The organism is Paraburkholderia sp. RL17-380-BIE-A, assembly GCF_046028085.1.
Lineage (GTDB): Bacteria > Pseudomonadota > Gammaproteobacteria > Burkholderiales > Burkholderiaceae > Paraburkholderia.
Genome location: NZ_JARESQ010000007.1, coordinates 128,852 through 148,965, shown reverse-complemented (window position 1 = coordinate 148,965; position 20,114 = coordinate 128,852). Strand labels below are relative to the sequence as shown.

Annotated in this window: 12 protein-coding genes; 11 read left to right on the top strand and 1 reads right to left on the bottom strand. The window is 64.3% G+C overall.

The window, feature by feature from the left end:
• Positions 1 to 433: 433 nt before the first annotated feature.
• The 11 genes from P0D68_RS14200 (at position 434) to glmS (ending at position 18,598) form a co-directional block, all read left to right on the top strand.
• On the top strand, positions 434 to 3,217 hold the full coding sequence (locus P0D68_RS14200) for a polysaccharide deacetylase family protein (protein ID WP_408296842.1): 2,784 nt from the start codon (positions 434 to 436) through the stop codon (positions 3,215 to 3,217).
• The gene (locus P0D68_RS14195; RefSeq protein WP_408296845.1) at positions 3,207 to 7,262 is read left to right on the top strand and encodes a tetratricopeptide repeat protein; all 4,056 of its coding nucleotides are present in this window, start codon (positions 3,207 to 3,209) and stop codon (positions 7,260 to 7,262) included. Before P0D68_RS14200 ends, P0D68_RS14195 begins: the two co-directional genes overlap by 11 nt.
• 37 nt (positions 7,263 to 7,299) lie before the next feature.
• Positions 7,300 to 7,851 carry an LpoB-related protein gene (locus P0D68_RS14190; protein WP_408296848.1) on the top strand — a complete coding sequence of 184 codons (552 nt, stop codon included), beginning with the start codon at positions 7,300 to 7,302 and terminating at the stop codon, positions 7,849 to 7,851.
• A 78-nt stretch (positions 7,852 to 7,929) separates the two neighbouring features.
• On the top strand, positions 7,930 to 9,342 hold the full coding sequence (locus P0D68_RS14185) for a PelD GGDEF domain-containing protein (protein WP_408296851.1): 1,413 nt from the start codon (positions 7,930 to 7,932) through the stop codon (positions 9,340 to 9,342).
• The gene (locus P0D68_RS14180; RefSeq protein ID WP_408468558.1) at positions 9,335 to 10,345 is read left to right on the top strand and encodes a hypothetical protein; all 1,011 of its coding nucleotides are present in this window, start codon (positions 9,335 to 9,337) and stop codon (positions 10,343 to 10,345) included. The genes P0D68_RS14185 and P0D68_RS14180 overlap by 8 nt, the downstream gene beginning before the upstream one ends.
• Positions 10,342 to 11,994, top strand: a complete 1,653-nt coding sequence (pelF, locus tag P0D68_RS14175; protein ID WP_408186573.1) for a GT4 family glycosyltransferase PelF — start codon at positions 10,342 to 10,344, stop codon at positions 11,992 to 11,994. The genes P0D68_RS14180 and pelF overlap by 4 nt, the downstream gene beginning before the upstream one ends.
• Entirely contained in the window at positions 11,994 to 13,367 is a 1,374-nt protein-coding gene (gene pelG, locus P0D68_RS14170; RefSeq protein WP_408186572.1) for an exopolysaccharide Pel transporter PelG, read from the top strand. Before pelF ends, pelG begins: the two co-directional genes overlap by 1 nt.
• A gap of 138 nt (positions 13,368 to 13,505) precedes the next feature.
• Positions 13,506 to 14,690: a glycoside hydrolase family 191 protein gene (locus P0D68_RS14165; RefSeq protein ID WP_408296856.1), complete on the top strand. Its 1,185-nt coding sequence runs from the start codon at positions 13,506 to 13,508 to the stop codon at positions 14,688 to 14,690.
• Between the two features lie 38 nt (positions 14,691 to 14,728).
• Positions 14,729 to 15,649, top strand: a complete 921-nt coding sequence (locus tag P0D68_RS14160; protein ID WP_408296859.1) for an endo alpha-1,4 polygalactosaminidase — start codon at positions 14,729 to 14,731, stop codon at positions 15,647 to 15,649.
• Positions 15,650 to 15,694: 45 nt separating this feature from the next.
• The gene (galE, locus tag P0D68_RS14155) at positions 15,695 to 16,717 is read left to right on the top strand and encodes a UDP-glucose 4-epimerase GalE (RefSeq protein ID WP_091795207.1); all 1,023 of its coding nucleotides are present in this window, start codon (positions 15,695 to 15,697) and stop codon (positions 16,715 to 16,717) included.
• A gap of 63 nt (positions 16,718 to 16,780) precedes the next feature.
• Positions 16,781 to 18,598, top strand: coding sequence for a glutamine--fructose-6-phosphate transaminase (isomerizing) (gene glmS / locus P0D68_RS14150; RefSeq protein ID WP_408296862.1), 1,818 nt, complete (start codon positions 16,781 to 16,783; stop codon positions 18,596 to 18,598).
• A gap of 223 nt (positions 18,599 to 18,821) precedes the next feature.
• On the opposite strand, the gene P0D68_RS14145 is transcribed toward glmS, so the two are convergent.
• Positions 18,822 to 19,967: an aromatic ring-hydroxylating dioxygenase subunit alpha gene (locus P0D68_RS14145; protein WP_408296865.1), complete on the bottom strand. Its 1,146-nt coding sequence runs from the start codon at positions 19,965 to 19,967 to the stop codon at positions 18,822 to 18,824.
• Positions 19,968 to 20,114 lie beyond the last annotated feature (147 nt).

Sequence of the window (20,114 nt, the reverse complement as noted above, 5' to 3'; positions counted from 1 at the left end):
TCAAATTTTTTACGATTATTGATCAGAAGATTGAAGTTCGGCGGAGTATCGATCGGACTTGCTGCAGCGATTTACCAACACATTCACGAATCGCTTGACGAATCGATTTTGGAGGAGCGGGTCGGGCAATAGCGTTCGCACTTCGGCGCGCAATCGTTTGCCTTTCAATTCAAGTGGATGCGTTTTTCATTGTTTAACTGTCCAGCGTCAGACATTGGCGTATGCGAGCTTGAGACGGTCCTATCTGATGTGCTATCTTGCTCGGCCTTAGCAGGAAACAAACAAAGAGTCGGTTTCGCATCCGTCGCAACGTCGAATTTGCGTCGTGTAAATAATGCAGATTGGGCCGGCTTTAAAATCAGCTAGCGGAAATTTTCTCCATACGGAGTTAACGCCGCTCGCGTTCAGACTGAACGGGGAAAAGATTTTGGCGATGAAGAAGCGGACCCGGGCGCGCGCCGGCTGGGACTCTTGCGGGGTTGTCGAAAGTGCGGGCGAACGATTTCTTACACGCACCTTGATTGCGGTCATGCTCGGCACGGCCGGTATCGCACCGCTCGTGACGCATGCTGAGGTTGCGCCGTTGCAGTCCGCTGCCGCGGCCGCCAGTTCTGCTTCCTCCCAGCCCAACCTGGCCTTCTTTTACGCGGCCAATCCGCCAGTCGGCGAATTGCAGGCATTCGACGCCGTCGTGGTCGATCCGGCTACCGGCTTTGATCCGGCGGCCCATCCGCTGGCCCATACCACGTGGATCGCGCGCACTAACGGTGCGGAGTCCGCCGGTTCGGCCGAGGCTTTCCTCTCCAGTCAGATTGAGCCGCTGTGGCAGCGCGGCTATCGCGGCTTCCTGCTCGACACGCCCGCGGCCATCGCCGCGGCCGGGCGTATTCATGATGCGCATCCGGACGCGCGGCTCGTGGCGGGCGGCGCCGACGTCATGCGCAACGCGCTGCCGTATGCGAAGTCGCTCTACGCGGTGGTCGGCGATTCGCTGATTCGCGGCGTGGACGACAGCGGCCAGCTTCTCGAAGTCGCGGAATCGTTGCGCGCGCAACGCATTGCGGCGGCCCGCGCGTTCACGCAGCAAACCAGCGTGCCTGTCGTGTCGCTGGAGTATTGCGCCCGCAACGACCGGCAATGCGCCCGTGATACGGCCGCGCGCGTCGTGTCGGCCGGCATGCTGCCGTATGTCACGAGCAAGGCCCGCGACGTGGTCGGCATCGGCAAGATCGAAGTGCTGCCGCGCAAGATTCTCGTCGTGCAGGACCGCGACACCAAAGACCCGCTCGACCTGAGCGCCGGCGTGCGCGATCTGGCCACGCCGCTCAACTATATGGGCTACGACGTCGAGTACGCCGACTTCTCGTCGCATCTGCCGGACGCCATCACGCCAGACCGTTATGCGGGCGTGGTCGCGTGGATCCAGCGCGGCGCGGTGCCCGATCCCGAGGCGTGGCAACGCTGGGTCGCCGCCCGCATGGCGGATCACATTCCGGTCGCTTTCCTCGGCCAGTTCGGCTTCGACGCCGCCGGTTCGGCCGGCGCGGCGCTCGATCTGCAAGCGGTGGGCGGCACGCTGGCCGCGCCGGTCACGGTGGTCAAGAGCGACCCGATGGTCGGCTTCGAAATCAGCCCGAAGCCGGAGCCGCGCGATCTGCAAGGCGTGCGCGTGGGTTCGCGCAGCCAGCCGTTGCTGCGCGTGTCGGCCAACGGCGTGCTGCTCGATCAGGTCGCGCTCACGCCGTGGGGCGGCTATGCGCTGAGTCCCTACACGGTGACCTCGCTCGACAGCATCGAGCAGGAGCGTTGGGCCATTCAACCGATGGCGTTCATGAAAGCGGCGCTGCATTTGCAGGACATGCCGTCGCCGAGCGTCACGACCGAAAACGGCCGGCGTCTGTTCATGTCGCACGTGGACGGCGACGGTTTCGCCTCGCGCGCCGAGTTCCCCGGCCCCGACTATTCGGGCGAAGCGCTGTATCAGCAGATATTCACCCGCTACCAGGTGCCGATGACACTCTCGGTGATCGAAGGCGAGGTCGGTCCGAAGGGCCTGCATCCGGAGATCTCGCCGCGTCTGGAAGAGATCGCCCGCAAAATGTTCGCGCTGCCGCACGTCGAAATCGGCACGCACACGTATTCGCATCCGTTCCAATGGGAGCAGGTGGACAGCAAGACCGGCGCGCAAGTGGACCGCGGAGGCGGCGACGCGGCGTTCTCGCTGAACATTCCGGGTTATCACTTCAATATCGACCGTGAGATCACCGGTTCGATCGACTATATCAACACGCGTCTCGCGCCGGCCGGCAAGAAGACCGTGATTCTGCAGTGGTCGGGCGATTGCCGGCCGCCGGGCTTCGTGGTGCGCAAGGTGTACGAGGCGGGCGTCTACAACTTCAACGGCGGCGACACGGTCATCACGAAGTCGGCCAATAGCTGGACCAATATCGCGCCGATCGGTGTGGACAAGGGCCCTGGCGCCTATCAGGTGTATGCGCCGAACCAGGACGAGAACGTCTACACGAACGACTGGCAAGGCCCGTTCTATGGCTTCACGCGCGTGCTCGAAACTTTCTCGATGACCGACCGGCCGCTGCGCTTCAAGCCGATCGACATCTATTACCACATGTACAGCGGCACCAAGGTGGCCTCGTTGCGCGCGCTCGACCAGATCTTTTCGACGGTGCTCAAGCAGCCGGTCATGCCGGTCTACGTGAGCGAGTACATCCGCAAGGTGCTCGACTGGCACACGTTCGCGGTGGCGAAAGAGGTGGGCCCGCAGGCGGGCGACTGGATCGTGCGCGGCAATGGCGAAGTGCGCGAGCTGCACTGGCCGCAGGCGGCCAAACCGTCGCTGGATAACGCTTCGGGCGTGACCGGTTTCGCGAACGGCCCCGACGGCACCTATATCCATATCGACGGCGGCAGCGCCCGCTTTGCGATCGGCGGCGCCGCGACCCAGAGCGCGTCGCCGTATATCGGCGAAGCCAACGGTTTCGTGCGCAACTTCCGGCGCACGCCGCAGGGCATGCGTTTCGAATTCGCCGGCCATTACCAGCCGTTCGTCAAGCTGGCCAACGCGCAGCAGTGCAAGGTCAGTGTCAACAACCAGGCTGTCGCCACGCGTCGCGACGGTGATTTCCTGCGTTTCGATACGCAGGCCGATATCGGCCACAAGCTGAACTACAAGTCAGTCGAGGTCGCCTGTGGCCGATAATCGTCCTCGTATCGCGCCCACGTGGCTCGTTCTGCTGCTCGCCGGTGTGGTGTTGATCACGCTGTACCTCGTGCATCCGCGCGGCGGACTGCGCAGCCGGATGACGTCGACCGACGCGCCGAGCGATCTCAGCATTGCCTATCTCGAAGCATGGCTGCGCGTGCAGCCCGACAACACGGAAATCCTCTCGGTGCTCGGCACGCAATATGTGCGTCTGGGGCGCAACGAGGACGCGCGCCGTATCGCCACCCGCATGGAGGCGATTCCCAGCGAACAGATGCATCGCGCGGCGCAGTTGTTGCGCCTGAGCGTCGACACGCGCGAGACGTTCGCGCTGCCCGCCAATGATCCGGGTCGCGAGGCCGCGCTCGCGCGCTTGCGTACCCAGCTCACGAATGCGGCGGCCCTGTCGTGGTCGAATGCCGATCTGCAGATGCTGGCTGAGGCAGCCGCCTCGGTGAACGCGCAACAACTCGCCGGCCAACTCTATGCGCGCCTCGCCGCGCAGGATCCGGCGCAGCAAACGCGCTGGAACCGCGAAGTGGTGCGCTTCGCCATGTACGGCGGCGACTATCGCGGCGCGGCGAACGCCTGGTTCCGCCTGCAAGCGGCCGCGGCGACCTTCGATGCGCAGCGTCAGTGCTTCATCGCCGGCATTCGGGCCTTGCAATCGGGCAATCTGCTCGACGAAGCGCTGGCCGCCGCCAACGAACACGGCGCCGCGTTTGCTCACGATCACGAGACGCTCGTCGTCTTGCTGAACCTGGCGCGCGCCGCGCATCGTCCGGATCTGGTCGACCGTTACGCGAAGGCGCTGGCCGGCTATGCGCAGGCACAGCCGGACGAAGACGGCGCGCTGCGTCTTGTCGACTTCATCCGCGAACGCGCGCACGAAGGCGGTTTGCCGGCGCAGTACGCTTATATGGACGGCCCGCAAGCCGGCGCGGCGCGTGCGTTGCGCACCCGCACGCATGGCGCGGGTGACGTGCATCTCGTACGCGTCGCGGCATCCACCGTGGCAGCGGGGCATTCCGCATCTGCTGCATCTACCGCAGCCGCCGCAGCCGCCGCAGCCGCCGCAGCGGCGTCGAGCCCCGCAGCCAATACGGCCGCGGCATCCGCACCGACGGGCGCGTCGAGCCCCGCAGCCGGATCGAACGCCGCAGCCGCGTCGAACGATGTTCCGAGCCTGCTCTATCAATCGTTCCTTGAATCGAACGATCTGCCGAACGCACAGCGCGTAGCGACCGAGCAGGTCAGCAAGAATCCGGGCTCGCCGGTCTGGACCAAGCGCCTCGCTCAGGTTGCTGAATGGAACCACGCGTCGCCGCTCGCCTTGCAGATGTGGCTCACTTACGCCCAGGCCACGCACGACCCGGAAGGCTGGAAAAACGTGATGCGTCTCGCGCCGATGCTCAACGACGACAACGCCTATCTGGCCGCGTTGATCCAGGCGTCGAATGCGGCGCCCGGCGATCTCAAGCTGATCGACTCGGTGGTGGCAGCCTACGAACGTCTGGGCCGCCCGGACGACGCGCTCGCATTCCTGCGCAGCCGCCAACGCAATTCGCCTGCGGAAGCGATCGACTCGCGCCTGGGCCAGCTCGCCGAACGCTCGGGCCACGACGACGAAGCGCTGGCCTATTACCGCAAGCTGAACCAGCTGTACCCGTCGAACACCCAATACGCGATGCGCACGGCGAGCCTGCTGTATCGCCACGGCGACTACAAGGGCGCGCTCGGCACGCTGCTCGCCGCGCGTAAGGGCGCCAAGGACGACGACACGCTGTTCTGGCGCAATGCCGCGCAACTCGCGCGTCTGTTGCAGCGTGACGACATCGCGAACGACGCCTACAAGCATCTGCTGGCGAGCGGCAAGGCCGCGCCCGAAGACCTGAGCGCGATGACGTATTTCTACGACGCCTATCCCGTCGACGCGGCCCGCACGTCCGAGTTGCAGTTCCGCCGGGACCAGTCGCAGCGCGCGCTGCAAAGCGCGATCCACTATTACACCGACGCGGAGCAATACGATCGCGTCGATGCGTTGCTGAAAAGCCTGACGCCCGAGCAAGTGGCGGCCGCTGAAGCCGACCCGGCTTTTCTGCGCGTGCGCGCCGAATACTATCGGCAGATCGACCGTCCGCTCGACGCGCTGCACGACCTGCAACACGCGGTGGCGTTGCCGGGCGCGACGCTCGACTTGCGCGCCGCGCTGCTCTGGACGCTGGTGGACTACGGCAGCGAAGCACAACTGCGTGAGGCGGTCGCCGAATGGCGCGATGTGCCCGCGCAGGCACCGTCTTTGTGGGGGCCGCTGGCCGCCGCGCAGATGCGTCTGAACCGGCCGGAAGCGGCGCTCAAGTATTTGCGTCTGCAATCGGCGGCCATGTCGCGCGATCCGCTCTGGCAACTGACTTATGCGGAAGCGCAGGAAATGGCGGGGCGCAGCGATCTCGCGTGGTCGATCCGCCGCAACGTCTGGCGTCAGATGCAGCAGGAAGAGGGCGAGGTGCGCGCCAACAGCGCGCAAGGTCAGATCGTGCTGCGCACGCGCGCCTCGCAGGGCAGCGAAGTGCGTGAGCAGATGCTCGGCCGTCGCGTCACGCTCGCATCGATCTTCGAAAACGCGGACGTGTCGAAGGCCTTCCTGATCGATCTGCTCGCGAGCGACGCGGGCCGCAACGACAACGCCGAAGCACGCCGTACGCTGCTCGGCGACGCGGCCGGCTTGCCGCCCGCGCAGCCCATGAAAGCGCACGCCGCCGTGGCGTCGCCGGATCAGGCGACGCTGAGCTCGTCAGTGGCGCGCGACGTGGCGCTCGCCTGGGCGATGTCGCACGAAGCGAATCCGTTGGCCAAGCGCTGGCTGGCTCGCCAGTACGCCAACGTCCTCGTGCAGCCTTCGGAGCAACTGATCGCGATCGCGCTCGCCGAGAACGACAAGCCCGCCATGGAGCGGCTGCTCGACCAGCAAGGCGCGCGTTTGCCGATCTACAACCGTATCGATGCGTCGATCGCGGTGGACCGTCCGGGCGCGGCTGAAAACCTCGCGTTCCAGGGGCTGGAAGGCGCGCCCTACGATTCGGAGTTGCATAGCCGTCTGGAGCAGACCGCGCTGACGTGGCCGCAATCGCTCGACGCGACCGTAACCAGTTACGTCGAGCATCCGCTCGATTACATCGAACAGACGTTGGCGGGCAGCATCAAGATCGCGGATCTGTACATGGTCGGTGTGAACGGTGTGCAGCGCTTCCAGCACTCCACGGATCAGGGGCAGCTCACCAACGTGCCGTCGGTGGACCGTTCGGTGGAGTTTTTCGCGCGGCGTCAAACCTACGACACGGCCTTCATGGTCACCGTGGGCCGCCGCGAAGCGCTCGACAGTTTCTATAGCGTGGCGGTGGCTGCGGAGTGGGGCAGGAATTCGCCGCTGTCGGTGGCCTTGAAGGCAGGCCGCAACCAGACGGCGCGCGAGTCGCAGGCGTTGCAGGTGGGCGGCATGAAGGACAACGTGGTCGGCACGATCACGTACCGTGCGACGCAGAGTCTGTATGCCACGGGCACGGTCGAAGCCGATCGCTTCTATAGCCAGGCGCGCAACTATCTGGGCAGCGGCGTGCTCTCGACCGGTGAAATCGGTTATCGCATCCGCACGAATTATCCCGACTACACGCTGCGGCTGATCGGTGCGCATGGCGACTACAGCGCAAGCGGCGAGGCCGACGGCCTGATTTCGCGGCTGATTCCCGTGAGCGCCGGTCCGGTTAGCGCGTCGACGTTCATCCCGCAGACGTACTCGCAATACGGGGTCTTCTTCGGCTTCGGCAACGATCTGATCGATCAGTACACGCGTGCGTGGCGGCCGTTCCTCGACGTCGGCGTATTGCACGACTCGTTCCAGGGCTGGGGGCCGTCGCTCAGTCTGGGCCTCGCGGGCACGGTGTTCGGCGGCGATCATGCGGCGCTCTATTTCTCGCATCAGCGCGTCTCGCGTCTCGGTACGCCGGTGACCCAGATCGGCGCTCGCTATAGCTGGTTTTATTGACCCGGATTTCGCATAAATATCCCAAGGAGAATTCTTCATGTACGGCATTAAACGATTGGCTCGTGCGAGCGCCTGGTGTGTCGCGGCAACCGCCCTGGCGGTGCTGGTGAGCGCATGCGGCACGGTGCATCAGACCTCGGGCCCCGCGCTCGCGCGCGGCGACAAGGTGGCGGTGGTGTCGATCGCCAACTACACTGAAACGCCGGATGCCGGACATAGCGCCGAATCGATCGCGGCCAACACACTGCGCGCGGGCGGTATCGCCGACGTGCGCATCGCGCCGGCCGACGCGAACCGCAATTCGCTGTTCGACACGACGCAGCGCGCCGACAGCGACAAGTCGCTGGAATGGGCGCGTTCGCAGAACGCCCGCTATGTCCTCTCGGGCGCGGTCGAAGAATGGCGCTACAAGACCGGCGTGGATGGCGAGCCGGTGGTCGGCGTGACTTTCGAACTGATCGATGTGTCGAACGGCGCCGTGGTGTGGAGCGCGACGGGCACGCGTACGGGCTGGAGCCGCTCGGGTCTCTCGAGCGTGGCGACCTCGCTGATCGCCAAGGTTCTGTCGCCGTTGCAAGCGCGTCAGTAAGCTTATTCCCAAGGTTTCGGCTTGCGCCTGACATGCAGGCCGCAAGCTGAAACCCGACCTGTATAAAAGGAAATGGCCGTGAATACCGCAGCCGTGGAAAACAACCCGGGCGCATCCAAGCCGCGCCATGCGCATCCGTTCGGCAATCTCGGACGCGTGCGCCGCTTTCTGGCGCCCGCGGTGGCGCGGCCGTTCGCGATCGTGGAGACCGTCGTGCTCGTGCTGGTCGTACTGGCCGTGGCCCGCTGGCTTCATCCGGAAGACCCGTTGCTGCTGCACTCCGGTTTTCCGTGGCTGTGGCTGGTGTCGCTGCTGGTAGCGCTGCGCTACGGCAGCCTGCTCGGCCTGCTGACCGGGGCCTTTATGCTCGGCGCATGGGCGCTCTTTTACCCGCATGGCGGGCCGTTCCCCGCGTTGTATTTCGCGGGCGGCCTGATCCAGACGATTCTCGCCGGGCACTTCGGCGATACGTGGGGCAGCCGCGCCGAGCGCGCGTCCTCGCTGAACGATTACCTGAACGACCGTCTCGTCGCATTGACCAACAGTCACTATCTGATGCGGCTGTCCCACGAGCGGCTCGAAAAGGACCTGCTTTCGCGCCCGACCACGCTGCGCGACTCGATTACCGAATTGCGCCGCCTGTCCGTCTCCAACGATACGGCGCTCGCCGTGCCGGCGGTCGCCAAGGAAGGCCACCCGCTGGGCGGCGCGAGCGGGTTGCTCGAATTCGTCGCGCAAGCCTGCCAGATCGAGGTCGCGGCGCTGTATCCGGTGCGTGACGGCAAGCTTGGCGCCGAGGCGATCGCACGGATCGGCGACGCATTCGAACTCGAAATGCACGACGAACTCGTCATGCACGCGCTCAACACGCTGAGCGTCGCGCACCTGAAGAACGAAGACACGGTCGTGCCGGTCAGCCAGTACCTGGTCTGCGCACCGCTGGTCTCGGCGGACGGCGAGCTGCGCGCGCTGCTGGTGGTCAAGCGCATGCCGTTCCTGTCGCTCAATTTCGACAACCTGCAACTGTTGCTGGTGCTGCTCGGCTATTACGCGGACGGCGTCGAACATTCGGCATTCGTGCAGCGCATTCTCGACCGTGTGCCGAACTGCCCGTATGAATTCGCGCTCGATCTGAGCCGTCTCGCACGTCTGCAGCAAAAGGCGGGCGTGGCGTCGTCGCTCGTCGCGCTGGCGTTCCCGCGCGATGAAGAGGGCGACTCGCTGTTCGAGCACGTCATGCGCCGCCGTCGTTCGCTCGACGTGATGTGGCCGGTGCAAACGGCCAAGCAGTCGGTGCTGGTGAATCTGATGCCCGCCACCGACACGACCGGTATCGACGGCTATCTGGCCCGTATCGAAGCCAGCCTGACGGCACAGTTCAACACCGACCTGGAACGCGCGCGCGTGGGTGTTCATACGCTCCACCTCGAGGGCGACGATCCGGGCGCAGCGCTGGTGCGTCTTCTCAAACGAAGCGGCCTCGATGTCTAAGACACTTTCTCTCATCGTCAGCGTGCTGGCGGCCGTGGTGGCCATGATCGTGCAATACCTGGCGATCGCGAGCCTGCTGCAACCGGCCGGCGCGATCGATCCGCTGCTGCGCTTTCTGGCGCTGCAGGCGGTGGCCGGACTCGCCGAGGCGGTCGCGTTCCGCTTGTGGTTGCCGCTGAATTATCGCGAGCCGCGGGCGCTGTCGTTGCTGTTCCTGTGGTTCGCCTGCACGTTCGTGCCGGTTTTCGGCGGCCTCGTGGTGCTGACCAGTTGCATCTGGGCGGCGCTCTTTCCGGCCGGCAAGGAGAGCGATCAACTCACCGACGTGCCGCGCCCGGAATTCGTCACGTACCTGGTGTCGCGCGTGTCGCATGGCGGCGGCGCGCGCCTGCAGGCGCGCCTCGCGAATACCCAGGTCTCGCCGACCGACCGCCTGTCCGCCCTCGTGGCGATCCAGAGCATGCCGACCCGTACCACCGGCACGCTGCTGCGTGAGTTGCTGGCCGACCCGCTCGAAGACATTCGCCTGATCGCTTACGGCACGCTGGATCACGCCGAAAACGAAATCATGCAGAAGATCTTCCGCACCAGCAAAGCGCTGGAAGTGACCGGCAACGACACCGAGCGCCACGCGCTCAACCGCATGCTGGCCGAGCTCTATTTCGAACTCGTGTACCAGAACCTGGTGCAGGGCGCGGTCTACCGCCACACGCTGCAGCAGGCCGACCGCTATGCGCAGACGGCGCTAGAAACCGATCCGACCGATGCCGCGCTGTGGCTGATCCGCGGCCGTCTCGCATTGGCGAACGCGTTGCCCAATGCCGCGCACGAATACATCGCGCATGCGCTCGAACTCGGCTTTCCGCGTGAACGGCTGGTGCCGTGGCTCGCGGAAGCCGACTTCCTGCGCGGCGACTACGCGCGTGTTTCGCAGCTTCTCGCATCGCTGGGCAATGCTGCCGCGTTGCCCACACTCAAACCGGTTGTGAAGTACTGGTCATGATGAAAGAACTCCCGATCCGGCGTGCCGCCGATGCCGATGTCTGCCTGCTGCTCGAAGGCACGTTCCCGTTCGTGCGGGGCGGCGTGTCGAGCTGGGTCAATGAAATGATCCGCTCGTATCCCGAGACGCGCTTCGCGATTGTCTTTATCGGCAGCCGGGAACAGGACTACAACGGCGTGGCGTATGCGCTGCCGGACAACGTCGTGCATCTCGAAACGCACTACCTGTACGAGCAGGCCGTGGCGGACTTTCAGCCGCGCGCGGTGGCTGGCGACGCCGCCGCGTTCGCGCGCTCGCAGGCCTTGCACGACGCCCTGCGCGATCCGCGCAAGGCCCACGACGCCGGCGAACTGATGGCGAGCATGATCCCGATGCTCGGCGCGCACGGCGCGCTGAACGAGGAACAGTTCCTGTCGAGCCGCGCGGCATGGGACACCATCGTCGATCAGTATCAGAAGTACTGTACGGATCCGTCGTTTACCGACTACTTCTGGACCGTGCGAATCATGCACAAGCCGTTGTGGCAACTCGCGCGCGTCGCCGAGCAGTTGCTGCCCGCGCGTGTCTATCACACGGTATCGACAGGATATGGCGGTTTTCTCGGCGCGCTGATGCATTACCGCACGGGCCGTCCGTTGCTGATCTCCGAACACGGCATCTATACGAAGGAACGCAAGATCGACTTGCTGCAAAGCCAGTGGATTCGCGATAACCGGGGTGTGTTCGAACGCGATATTTCACGCGTCAGCTATTTCCGCGAACTGTGGGTGCGCTTCTTCGAAGCGATCGGCAAGCTCGCCTACGACGCCGCGGACGACATCGTCGCGCTGTACGAAGCGAACCGTCTGCGCCAGGTCACCGACGGCGCGCGCGCCGAGCGTACGCAATGCATTCCGAACGGGATCGACGTCGACGCTCTGGGCCCGCTGGTCGCGCAACGCAAGCCGCGTTCGCACCGCGTGGTGGCGCTGATCGGGCGAGTCGTGCCGATCAAGGACATCAAGACTTTCATTCGCGCGATCTTCATTGCGTCGCGCACCATGCCGGATCTCGAAGGCTGGATCATCGGACCGGAAGAAGAGGATCCCGCGTATGCGCTCGAATGCCGTGCGCTCGTGGAGAGTCTCGGGCTCGGCCGCAATGTGAAGTTCCTCGGCTTTCAGCGTATCGACGACATGCTGCCGCAAGTCGACGTGATCGCGCTGACCTCGATCAGCGAGGCGCTGCCGCTGGTGGTGCTGGAGGGCTTCGCGGCCGGCGTGCCGGCCATCACGACGGATGTGGGTTCGTGCCGTCAACTGATCGAAGGCATGGATCCGGAAGACCGCGCGCTGGGTTCGGCCGGCATGGTGGTTCAACTCGCGGATCCGGCGGCATTCGCCCAGGCGGTGCTGTCGCTGCTCGCCGACGAGACCCGCTGGCATGCCGCGCAGCAGGCAGGACTGGCGCGCGTGCGCCGTTATTACACCAAGAAGCAGATGATCGACCGCTATCGCACGCTGTATGAGCGCCTTGCCGCCATGCCGGATCGCGAGCGCAACGGCAAGGCCGCCGACGCGGCGCGCTGCCCGATGCACCATGGCAATCAATCCAAGGCCGAGCCGCGCGTGCAGCCGGTGCAGCCCGTTCAATCGCAGGAGACACGCTGATGGCGGGTATTGGCTTCGAATTGCGCAAGATCATGCGCCGCGACACGCTCGCGGGCGTGGCGCGCGCTTATGCGTACGCGGGCCTGATCAGCTCCGGACCGCTGATCCTGTCGATCTTCGGCATCCTGATCATCGGCTTGATCAGTCTCACCTCGGTGATTCCGACCTTCGCGATCGTGCAGTTTCAGGTGTCGGTCACGTATCTGATCGCGCTCAGCCTGATTCTGACCGGGCCGCTGCAACTGTCGTTCACGCGGTTCATTTCCGATCGCCTGTTCGAAAAGCGCGATGACCTCGTGCTGTCGAACTATAACGGCGTGGTGCTGGTGTCGTCGATTCTCGCCAGCGTGGTCGCGGTGATCGCGATGCTGGTGGGCTTCCGCGCGGAGCCGCTGATCTACCGCTTGCTGATGATCACGGGCTTTGTGGTGGTCAGCAATATCTGGATCGCCGTGATCTTCTTGTCGAGCGTGAAGCAGTATCGGCAAATCCTGCTGGTGTTCGCCGTGGGCTATGCGTGTGTGGTGTGCCTCGCGCTCGCGTTGAACGGCTATGGACTGGTTGGTCTGCTCGGCGGCTTCGTGGCGGGGCACATCGTTCTGCTCGCCGGGTTGTCCGGCCTCATCTACCGCAATTACCGCAGCGAGCGTTTCGTTTCGTTTGAAGTGTTCGAGCGGCGCTTCGCCTATCCGAGCCTGGCGCTGGTCGGCTTGTTGTTCAACATCGGCGTGTGGCTCGACAAGTTCATGTTCTGGTATGCGCCGGGTACGGGCGCCGCGGTCATCGGGCCGCTGCGCGCCTCGGTGATTTACGACATTCCGATTTTTATCGCCTACGTGTGCGTGATGCCCGGCATGGCGACGTTCCTCGTGCGTATCGAGGCGGATTTCGTCGAGTACTACGACGCCTTCTACGACGCGGTGCGCAGCGGCGCGACCCTGCGCCATATCAACGAAATGCGCGACATGATGGTGGGCAGCGTGCGTGCCGGTCTGTACGAAATCATCAAGGTGCAGGCAGTCGTGCTGTTGCTGATCATCGCTTTCGGCGAGCGCGTGCTGGGCTCGCTCGGCATTTCACCGCTGTATATGCCGCTGCTGGTCGTCGACGTGGTGTCGGCGAGTTTGCAGGTGCTGCTGCTGGGCTTGCTCAACGTGTTCTTCTATCTCGACGGGCGGCGCGTCGTGCTGCGGCTCACCGGCGCATTCGTCGTGCTGAACGGACTGTTCACGGGCATTACGCTGCGACTCGGGCCGGACTTCTACGGCTACGGATTTGCACTGGCGTTGCTGGTCGTGGTGGTGGCAGCCGTGAAGGTGCTCGACCGCAAATTCATGTCTTTGGAATACGAAACGTATATGTTGCGGGGTTGAAGAAAAAGGCGTTGCTGTTTTCGACTCGGCCTCGCGCTCGGCCTGCTGTTGCAAAACGGTGAGAACGTGGCGCGCTTCGCGAGTCGAGCCGGCGCGCCCGCACCCTCAGGCTGACACCGTTCGACTCCGGATTCCACCATGCATCAGTATCACCTTGGCCCGCTTCTGCGGGCCGCCCGCGCGCGCCTTGCCTTCCATGCCCATTCTAGCGATCTTGTAGCGCGCCGATGGATCAGCACGGCTGCCGTCGTCGCCGCTACCGGCTTGATGGCCGCTTGCGGCGGAGGCGGGGGCGGCGCGTCCGGCTCGGGTGGCTCGACTGCGGCATCGGCGTCGCCGGCCAGCGGCAGTGGGACTAACGCCGCCAACTCGACCAACTCGGCCAACTCGACCGGTTCGACGAACGCGAATACCAATACCGGCACCACCACCCAACCGATGAGTCCCGCGCCGGTGATCTCGTCGGCCCGCGCGTTGCCGGTCTCGCCGGTTTGGGCGGTCTATTACGGGTGGGGCAGCGCGATCGACATCGCGCAGGCCGCGGCCATGTTCAAGCTGATCGTGATCGATGCGGATCCGGGCACCGGCACGCCTGCCTTTTCCGCCGCGCAGATCGCGGCGTTGAAGGCGAACGGCGCGAAAGTCCTCAGCTATCTGAATTTCGGCGCCTGCGAGAAATCCCGGACATACTGGAACACGGTGCCCTCGGGCTTCGTGTCGTGCGGCGCGAATACCTCGGCGCAAATCAGCAAATATCAGGGTTACCAGGAATACTGGATGAACCCCGCCAACGCCGACTATCAGAATCTGATCGTCAACTACGTGGCGGCTCGTCTTGCGGCAACCGGTGTCGACGGGTTCATGCTGGATAACTTCGAGATCGTCGGACACGGCGCCAGTTCGTCCGCCGCTCCATGCGATGCAACGTGTGCGCAGGGCGGGCTCGATCTCGTCAAGCAATTGCGCGACCGTTTTCCGGATCTCGCGCTGGTGCCCAACGCCGCGCCGGTGCAGGCTATCGGCGGGACCACCGGAGGCATATCGTTTCCGTGGCTGATCGACGGCGTGATCGCCGAGCAGGTCTTCCTGCCGTCGACGAGCACGTCGGTGGTGCAACAGTTGAAGTCGTGGCAAAGCACCGAGCAGAACCTTGGGCGCAGCGGGTTCTTTGCGGGATCGCTCGACTACACGTCGTCATGCACGGCGAGTTCGACCGCGCAAACCGCGTGGACGGCCGCGCTGCAGGCGGGGTTCAGTCCGTCGATCTCGACGGTGTCGCTCGACAGCATCTGCTGGTGGTCGTTCCTGCCGTCAGGCAGCTAACGCCCGCCACCTGATGCGGGCGGCTTTGCCCATACAACATGAAAGAGGACCTGGCTTTGCCTGAGCACGATCACGACCGACGTTGTTCTCCCTTGCGCGCACTGCTGCGGCGTGTGAGCCGGCTCGCGCGCATGGCCGCGCTCGGCGCGCTGGCTTCGGTGGCGCACGCGCAGGGCGCGGCGAACGCGCCCGTGGGGCCTTCGGTGGCGCTGTACTACGGCGCGAATCCGCCCGTCGAAGACCTGGCGCCATTCGACGTCGTGGTGATCGAACCCGACGCGCGCTTCGATCCACGTGCGCATGCGAAGGCGCATCCGGCGTGGTTCGCGTATGTGAGCGTGGGGGAGGTGAACCCGCATCGCTCGTATTACAGCGCGATGCCGTCAGCGTGGATGCCGGGTGTCAATGAGGCGTGGGCTTCGCATGTGGTCGATCAGACGGCGGCCGAATGGCCGGCGTTCTTCGTGGACAAGGTGATCGCGCCGCTATGGAAAAAAGGCTATCGCGGCTTTTTCCTCGATACGCTCGACTCCTACCACCTGATCGCCAAAACCGACGCCACGCGAGCCGCGCAGGAAGCGGGGCTGGTGCGGGTCATCCGCGCGATCAAGGCGCGTTATCCGCGCGCGAAGCTGATCTTCAACCGCGGCTTCGAGGTGTTGCCTCAGGTCCATGACCTCGCCTACGTGGTGGCGTTCGAATCGCTGTATCGCGGTTGGGATGCAGGCAAGCAGCGCTATACGGATGTGCCGCAGGCCGATCGCGACTGGCTGCTGAAGCAGGCGGCGATCATCCGCGATCAGTACAGGCTGCCGGTGCTCGCCATCGACTATTGCGATCCCGCCGACGAATCATGCGCGGCCGCCACTGCCGCGCGTATTACCGAAGCCGGGATCGTGCCTTACGTGACGGACGGCGGACTCGCAACCGTCGGCGTGGGTCCGGCCGAACGGCAATGAGCGGTCGAGCCGCCCGAGTTGAATCGATATAAAGGGGAATTTCGCATGGCTTTGAAAGGCACGATTCTGGTAACCGGCGGCGCCGGCTTTATCGGCTCGCATACCTGTGTCGAATTGCTGAACGGCGGCTACGACGTGGTCGTGGTCGATAACCTCGTCAATAGCAACCGCGAATCGCTCCAGCGCGTCGAGCAGATCACCGGCAAGCGCGTGGCGTTCTACGAAACGGATTCGCGCGATGAAGCCGCGTTGCAACGCATTTTCGACGCCCATCCCGTGACCGGCGCGATTCACTTCGCGGCGCTCAAAGCGGTGGGTGAGTCGGTCTCGAAACCGATCGAGTATTACGACAACAATCTCGGCAGTCTGCTGACGCTGCTCGCGGTCATGCGTGCACGCAATGTGAAGCAGTTCGTGTTCAGCTCGTCGGCCACCGTGTACGGCGTGCCGAAGACCTCGCCGATCGACGAATCGTTTCCGCTGTCGGCCACCAATCCGTACGGCCAGACCAAGCTGATTGCCGAACAGGTGCTGCGCGATCTGGAAGTGTCGGATCCGTCGTGGCGTATCGCCACGTTGCGCTATTTCAATCCGGTTGGTGCGCACGAAAGCGGTCTGATCGGCGAAGATCCGGGCGGCGTTCCGAACAACCTCATGCCGTATGTCGCGCAAGTGGCGGTGGGCAAGCTGGAGAAGCTGCGGGTGTTCGGCGGCGATTACGACACTCCGGACGGCACCGGCGTGCGTGATTACATCCACGTGGTGGATCTCGCGCGCGGACACCTGGCCGCGCTCGACGCGCTGGTCGAACGCGATGCGAGCTTCGTCGTGAATCTCGGCACGGGGCAGGGCTATAGCGTGCTGGACGTGGTGCGTTCGTTCGAAAAGGCGTCGGCGCGACCGGTGCCTTATGAAATCGTGGCGCGCCGTCCAGGCGACGTGGCGTCCTGTTTCGCCGACCCGGCCGCCGCTGAAAAGCTGCTCGGCTGGCGCGCGCAGTACGGCATCGAACGTATGTGCGCGGACCACTGGCGCTGGCAGTCGACCAATCCTGCCGGTTACGCCTGAGGCTCAGCTCGATCCGGGGCGGCTCGCCCCATCCGATACAACATCTCGTGGGAAAGCAATTTTATGTGTGGCATTGTCGGCGCGGTAGCGCAACGTAACATCGTCCCGGTTCTGATCGAAGGACTGCGTCGTCTGGAGTATCGCGGCTACGACTCGTGCGGCGTCGCCGTGCTGGCCGCCGCCGGTCCGCGCCGCGCGCGCAGCACCGCGCGGGTCGCGGACCTCGATACGCAGGCGCGCGAGACGCATCTCGAAGGCGGCACGGGCGTCGCGCACACCCGTTGGGCGACGCACGGCGCGCCGGTCACGGACAACGCGCATCCGATCTTTTCCAAGGACGAACTGGCGCTGGTGCACAACGGCATCATCGAAAACTACGAGCCGTTGCGCGAGATGCTGCGCGCCAAGGGTTATGTGTTCGTTTCGCAGACCGACACCGAAGTGGTCGCGCACCTCGTGCACAGCCTGTATCGCGGCAATCTGTTCGAGGCGGTTCGCGAAGCCGTGAAGCAGCTGGACGGCGCGTATGCGATCGCGGTCGAGCACAAGGCTCATCCGCATCTCGTGGTGGGCGCGCGGCAAGGTTCGCCGCTGGTCGTCGGCCTCGGTGAAGGCGAGAATTTTCTCGCTTCCGACGCGCTGGCTTTGGCCGGCGAGACCGAGCGCTTCATCTTCCTGGAAGAGGGCGACGTGTGCGAGTTGACGCTTGAAGGCGTGCGGGTCGTGAGCCGCGAAGGCGCCGACGTGCAGCGTGAAGTGCGCACGGTCGCAGCCTATGGCGGCGGCGTGGAACTCGGGCCGTTCCGGCATTTCATGCAGAAGGAAATTTTCGAGCAGCCGCGCGCGATCGCCGACACGGTGCCGCAAGGCGAGTCGCTCGATGCCTCGCTATTCGGCGAACAGGCGGCGGACGTGTTTGCGAATATCGACAGCTTGTTAATCCTCGCTTGCGGCACGAGCTATTACTCGGGACTGACGGCCAAGTACTGGCTCGAATCGATTGCGAAGATTCCGACGCAAGTCGAAATTGCCAGCGAATACCGCTACCGGGATTCGGTGCGCAATCCGAAGGCGCTGGTGGTGGTGATTTCCCAATCCGGCGAAACGGCCGACACGCTCGCAGCCTTGAAGCATGCGCAATCGCTGGGGCATACCCATACGCTGTCGGTTTGCAACGTGGCGACGAGCGCGATGGTGCGCCTCACGTCACTGTCGTTTCATACGCACGCGGGCCGCGAGATCGGTGTGGCATCCACGAAGGCGTTCACCACGCAGCTGGTCGGCCTGTTCGTGCTTGCCGCGACGTTGGGCAAGATCCGCGGCACGGTGAGCGCCGCGCAGGAAGCCGACTATGTGCGCCAGTTGCGCCATCTGCCGGCTGCGTTGAACGCCGTGCTGGCGCTGGAGCCGCAGATCATCGCGTGGTCGGAGAAGTTTTCCGGGAAGGAAAGCGCGCTGTTCCTCGGACGCGGTTCGCACTATCCGATCGCGCTGGAAGGAGCGCTCAAGCTCAAGGAGATTTCGTACATTCATGCGGAGGCTTATCCGGCCGGTGAGTTGAAGCATGGGCCATTGGCGCTTGTTACGGATGCGATGCCGGTCGTGACGATCGCACCGAACGACACGCTGCTCGAAAAGCTGAAGTCGAATCTTCAGGAAGTGAAGGCGCGTGGGGGCGAACTGTATGTGTTCGCCGACGCCGACACGCGCATCGGCAGTGAACCCGGCATTCACGTCATCAGAATGCCGGAGCACTATGGGCCGTTGTCACCGCTTCTGCATGTGGTGCCGTTGCAGTTGCTTGCTTACCATACGGCGTGCGCGCGTGGGACCGATGTCGACAAGCCGAGAAATCTGGCGAAGTCCGTTACGGTGGAGTAGGGCGCCGTTGACCGGGGCGGGGTTCTGTTGCTTCCTGAATCATTGGAGCACGGAGCTTGTCCCGGTCTGGATAGGGCTGCTGCGAACTGCTTTGACTCTCTGCCAAATGGCGCGTGTCCGCAACTCCTGTAGCCCAGTTGCCTTTTTCGTTTCGACTGACGCACGGCGCGCGGTCAACGGATTCGGTTTGGCTCACGAAATTCGTTCAATGCCGCACCCGCCTTCAGGCGGTTTCTGTTTGACGGTTCTGGCTATCCGCGTCGCGCGATGAAGCGGGGCGCAACGGAATCGCATCGATTGCCCAGCTGACCACCTCGCGGCGCGCCGGACCGGGCACCGCGCACGCGACGCGCCCCGTGTACTCGCGCGCCAGCCGTTCTTCGTCGATCCGCCAGCCGCGCGCTTCGAGTTCTTTCACGCGCTTTCGAAACGCGATCTGCAAGGCGTCGGATTTGACCGACACTTCCTGCTGCCACGTATCCGGCACGCGCTCGGGACGCACGCGCTTCAGGACTTCGTGATCCTGTTCGAAAATCCGCAGATTGCGCGTGATGGTGTTCCGGTCGAACAGCGGCGAGCGCAGGAAGGTGCGACCCATCATCCACCAGGTGAGCGTGCGGTTCGCGTCGACGGGGACGTGTGCCGAGACGATATGGATCGTCCAGCCGTCGCGCGGCTTCAGTTCGAGCGTTGCGCACGGTCCGGACAGGTGGAAGCCGGGTGTCGTCGCGACCTCGACATGTTCGCCGGTCGGCTTGCGGCGCAGCCAGCCGCTACGCACCGGGCGGCGCATCGTCATTCGCGCGATCGCGCTCCATTCGTGGCTTTCAATGTCGAACGCGGCGATCTCCGGGTGATCCGGGTCGCCGAACGTCGAACCGTGAACGAATGGCGCGTGTGCGAAGTCCAGACCGTTTTCGACCACCCGGTCCCAACTGGCGTCCCAGTCGAAATGGCCGCGCACGACGCGCACAGCGGGATCATCGACCCAATCCAGCGCAGGCAGCGGCGGCCGTTCTTGTTCCGGCAGATCGCCGATGAACGCCCAGATCCAGCCGAAGCGTTCCTGCACGGGATACGCGTCGACACGTGCCTTGGCGGGAATCCGCAAGTCGGGCTGCGCGGGGATGTGGCTGCAGACGCCGTCGCCACCGAAGCGCCAGCCGTGATAGGGACATTGAACTGTCTCACCGACTTTGACGCCCGCCGACAGCGAGCCGCCGCGATGCACGCAGATGTCGGAGAGCAGGCGCGGCTGGCCGGCGGCGTCACGAAACGCGACGAAAGGCTGGCCGAGCAGTCGCACCGGCATCAGCGCGTCGGTCAGTTGGGTGGAAGGGGCGACGACGTACCAGAGATTCTTTAGCATGAGCAATGTTTCGTCAGAGCACCACATGGTGCCGTGGAGGTCGGTCGGAATTCCGAATGGCAGCCAACGGCGTGTATCGACGCAAGCTCGCGTGTTGATGCAAGCGGTGAAATCGTGCGCTTGCACCGCACTCCATTTCGGTAATCA